Source organism: Pseudoalteromonas sp. S1610 (genome assembly GCF_005887465.1).
GTDB lineage: Bacteria > Pseudomonadota > Gammaproteobacteria > Enterobacterales > Alteromonadaceae > Pseudoalteromonas > Pseudoalteromonas undina.
Window position 1 is genome coordinate 1 of record NZ_PNDI01000105.1, and the last position, 3,467, is coordinate 3,467.

General features: G+C 40.3%; 4 protein-coding genes. 1 reads left to right on the plus strand and 3 read right to left on the minus strand.

Going from position 1 to position 3,467, the window contains the following annotated elements:
- The 3 genes from CWB77_RS18505 to CWB77_RS17980 all read right to left on the minus strand — a co-directional run.
- Positions 1-308 (minus strand): hypothetical protein (locus CWB77_RS18505; RefSeq protein ID WP_212750890.1); only part of this gene is annotated, 308 nt, incomplete at its 3' end.
- A gap of 97 nt (positions 309-405) precedes the next feature.
- Complete coding sequence (locus CWB77_RS17975; protein ID WP_138623863.1) at positions 406-675, minus strand: hypothetical protein; 270 nt, start codon at positions 673-675, stop codon at positions 406-408.
- A gap of 96 nt (positions 676-771) precedes the next feature.
- A complete protein-coding gene (locus CWB77_RS17980; protein WP_138623865.1) occupies positions 772-1,860 on the minus strand; it encodes a hypothetical protein in 1,089 nt (362 codons plus the stop codon).
- Positions 1,861-2,122: 262 nt separating this feature from the next.
- On the opposite strand from CWB77_RS17980, the gene CWB77_RS17985 reads away from it, so the two are divergent.
- Entirely contained in the window at positions 2,123-3,421 is a 1,299-nt protein-coding gene (locus tag CWB77_RS17985; RefSeq protein ID WP_138623867.1) for a DEAD/DEAH box helicase, read from the plus strand.
- Positions 3,422-3,467 lie beyond the last annotated feature (46 nt).

The window sequence follows — 3,467 nt, forward strand, 5'->3', positions numbered from 1 at the left end:
ATCATAATTACGAAAGAGTAATGCATTACGCGAGCTAAAATTAGATCGATAGGTCTGGCGTGTCGCAAAATGGCTTCGTCATTAACAACCGTCGCTTTTGCGGGTTTTTGCCGCCTTATTACTTTGCCATACATGCTCACTCTTATGCCCAGCCCTTTATCCCAAAGTGGTTCATGTATCCCTTCCTCACGCATTTTTTTCTCAATATGTTTCATTGAAATACGAGTAAAGCATAAAGTTGAAATTAGATAGCTAATTATTATTGGTAAAGATATAAATAAAAAAATCTTTTCAGGCATCACATACATGATTTAAAACCAATTCATATCAGAGAAGTAAGCATATATTAAGGTACAAGTGATTTTCTGTAGCATAAAACCTTCTGCCTATAATTTCGTCATGAAATTAATAAGCGCGCTCACCTAAGTCATATGCAAAATAACCATATACAGCTAGGGTCATCATAATTACGAAAGAGTAATGCATTGTGCGAGCTAAAATTAAATCGATAGGTCTGGCGTGTCGTAAAATTGCTTCGTCATTAACAACCGTCGCCTTTGCGGGTTTTTGCCGCCTTATTACTTTGCCATACATGCTCACTCTTATGCCCAGCCCTTTATCCCAAAGTGGCTCATGTATCCCTTCCTCACGCATTTTCTTCTCTATGTGTTTCATTGAAATACGAGTGAAGCACAAAGCTGAAATAAGAAAAGCAATTATAAATGGCCCAGTTATTATCCAGTAAAAAGTTTCAGGCATAAGATACATAGCTTAAAACCAGCTTATATTAGAGCTAAGGTCATAAACTAGACCTGAGAAACCCTTTCCAACAGCATCACCAACTTTAGCTGCAGCATAACCAGCCCCCAAGCCTACACCTATAAGAATTACCCAGCCAACTGGACCCATTGCAATTGCTATTCCTACCCCTGCGGTTATAGTCGTACCGCCAACATATGCTCCTGCAGCTGTCCCTAAACCAAAACCTGTAGCTTCCCTTACTGCACTGCGCTGCCAGTCTTTACCTGCTTTGTAATCGTCATAAACGCTATCAGCTCGAAGACCAGCATCAATCGCAATGACAAACTTTCCTGCAATGTTGGATCCTTGCTCTAATTTACGTAAGTGCTGTATGTTAGCTAAAGAAGTTAATTGCAAGGGAGCTGAACTTCTTGCGCTTCTTGCTGTATCTATGCCTCGCTGCGCATTAGACCAGATATTACCCCGTGCAGATGCTTTCACTTTGCCTTTGAATTTAACCATTTCTCTTTTAAATACAGTGTTTAACTCTAGATGGGCTTGCTTTGCTTTGTTACCTAGTTTGATTAATTCTAATTTAGGCTGCTTGTTCTGCGATGCTTTTCTAATTTCAATTAAGCTAGTTTGGTATTTTAGAATCGCTTTTCCAAATGTACTTAATCTCACTTGGCTTGACTCTAATGAGGTAAGTGCTGCGCCAGTGGCAGTCAAGGTATCAAGATTTCTTCCAAGAACTTGTTGACTCGTTAAACCTCTTACTTTATCAACATATGGAGATATTTCCGCATCGTATAGCGCGGCAATAGCCAAAGCATCTTCATCACCGAAGTTGTTTACTATAGTACTGACATTTCTCTTTGTATGCTCAGGCCAAGACACCGTATTATCAAGTGCACAAGCTATGTCTGGACGAGAGCGCCTGAAATCACTCATATCCCCAGATTGTGGAGTTCTTAAAATGAACGGGGTTCCTTGAGGTATAAAGTTACCTATAATATGAGGGTTATCCTCTCTAAATCGCTTTAATTGCTCTAAGTCATTACTGTTAAAAGGTAAACTTGCTCGACTTTTCGTATTGAAACATAAATCAAATTGAGACATGACATTTCCTTGTATCTAAAATTAATCCATCAGGCCGCAAAAATAACACACTTGAAATGCTGAAATCAATAATACAGCGTGTTCAGCTATTATTTGTAATGATTGATGTATGTGATAAATAGTATTAATGCAAAGTGATATTCAGTGAATCATCGTTTAATAAAAAACAAGATGCATTTTATTTAAATCACTAACCTCTACTTAATAGCTGCTAAATACGCTAAAATTACAGGCTATTTTTAGCAATGAGCCCGCACCTTTTATGACCTCAGCCGCAAATCCTAGTAATTTCAACGAACTTGGCCTTATTCCAGAGCTAATTGCTCGTTTGTCTGATCTTGAATACACGCAACCTACGCCGATTCAGGCAAAAGCAATCCCAAGTATCTTGGCGGGCAGTGACTTAATTGCGGGGGCAAATACCGGCTCAGGTAAAACAGCAACCTTTGCTTTACCTATGCTACAAACGCTATTTTTAGCGCAAGGTGCTAATAAAGCGCCGAGCAAAGGCAACTTTGTAACAGGGCTTATTTTGGTACCTACTCGCGAGCTGGCAGTGCAGGTAGCCGATAGTGTTAAATCGTATTCTGCTAACTTTAATGGCGCCATTAAAACGGTGGCGGTATTTGGAGGTGTGTCGGTTAATACCCAAATGCAGGCACTTCGCGGCGGTGCTGATATCATTGTTGCAACCCCAGGGCGTTTACTCGACTTAATATCAAGCAATGCTATTAAGCTTGATAAAGTTTCAACCTTAGTGCTTGATGAAGCTGATCGCATGTTAAGCCTTGGCTTTACCGAAGAGCTTGCAGAGCTGTTGGCGTTAATGCCAGCTAAAAAGCAAACCATGTTGTTTTCAGCGACTTTCCCAGAGCAAGTCACACAATTAACACAAAAGCTGTTAACCAATCCTGTTGAAATACAAGTTCAAAGCAAAGACGAAAGCACTTTAGTACAGCGTGTATTTACGGTTAATAAAGGTGAAAAAACCACGGTTTTGGCGCATTTAATTAAGCAGCATAAATGGCGCCAGGCGCTGATTTTTGTCAACGCTAAAAAAGACTGTGAGCACTTAGCAGGTAAGCTTGAAAAACGCGGCGTGAACGCACAAGTATTCCATGGTGATAAAGGTCAAAGTGAGCGTACTCGCGTAATTGAAAAATTTAAAGCTGGCGAAATAGAAGTACTTATTGCCACCGATATAGCAGCCCGTGGTATAGATATTGCCAAACTGCCTGTTGTTATTAACTTTAACTTACCGCGTAGCCCCGCTGATTACATGCACCGTATTGGCCGAAGCGGCCGTGCTGGTGAAGTCGGTTTAGCGTTATCGTTAATTGATTATGAAGACTTCCATCACTTTAGAATTATCGAAAAGAAAAACAAACTTCGCTTAGAGCGCGAAGAGGTAGCAGGTTTTGCAGTAAACCAAGCCAACCTTGATGCGGCTGAGGCGCTAAAAAACGATAAGCCAATGGCCAAGCCAGAAGGTACAGGTAAGAAAAAGAAGAAAAAAGCCAACCAAGAAGATGATGTATGGAGCGGCTGGAGAAAAAGATAAGCCTTAATACATATAAGTCATTAAATCCAAGTCATAAAAAACCCTG

Excerpts from the sequence above, each read along its gene's own strand:
- CWB77_RS17975 (WP_138623863.1), bottom strand. The coding sequence starts at position 675 with ATGAAACACATAGAGAAGAAAATGCGTGAGGAAGGGATACATGAGCCA.
- CWB77_RS17980 (WP_138623865.1), bottom strand. The coding sequence starts at position 1,860 with ATGTCTCAATTTGATTTATGTTTCAATACGAAAAGTCGAGCAAGTTTA.
- CWB77_RS17985 (WP_138623867.1), top strand. The coding sequence starts at position 2,123 with ATGACCTCAGCCGCAAATCCTAGTAATTTCAACGAACTTGGCCTTATT.